Source organism: Vibrio sp. 1727 (assembly GCF_033344415.1).
Lineage (GTDB): Bacteria > Pseudomonadota > Gammaproteobacteria > Enterobacterales > Vibrionaceae > Vibrio > Vibrio alginolyticus.
The window spans coordinates 1-602 of the sequence record NZ_JAWPOT010000436.1; the positions used below are offsets into that span (position 1 = coordinate 1).

At 50.3% G+C, this 602-nt stretch carries 1 protein-coding gene; it reads left to right on the forward strand.

The window, feature by feature from the left end; translation table 11 throughout:
- Nucleotides 1–145 precede the first annotated feature (145 nt).
- A partial coding sequence (locus R8O10_RS26210) for a LysR family transcriptional regulator (protein WP_318192096.1) occupies nucleotides 146–602 on the forward strand: 457 nt, incomplete at its 3' end.

Genomic DNA, 602 nt, shown 5'->3' on the forward strand with positions numbered 1-602 from the left:
AAGAATACTTCGGCATTGAGCTTGATGCGCAGTACGGCGATCTTCGTCCGTTGCCTGACGCGTAAAATTCTCACGTTTTCAAAGCGTAGCGCGACGAGAACATTTTCATCACTATTTGTCTAAAAGAGGTCGACAGGAATACAGCATGGCGAATTGGGAAGGGGTAAGCGAATTTGTTGCTGTGGCGGAAACCAACAGTTTTACCGGAGCAGCAGCTAAGCTGAAAACATCGGTGGCACAAATCAGTCGTCGGGTATCGGCACTTGAAGAACGACTTGCGGTGAAATTGCTGCATCGCACGACGCGAAAAGTCTCCCTGTCTGAAGCCGGACAACTCTATTACCAGCAGTGTAAACATTTGGTGGAAGGGTTAGAACTGGCCGAGCTTGCCGTAACGCAAATGCAAACCGAACCGCGCGGTTTGCTGCGCGTGACGGCTCCTGTGACGTATGGGGAAATGAACCTCGCGCCGCTTTTGCATCAGTTATTGGAAAAGTACCCGCGTGTGGATCTTGATTTAGTGCTGACCAACCAAAAGCTGGATTTGATTGAGCAAGGTGTGGACGTAGCGATTCGTCTTGGCCGCTTGCAAGATTCCAGCA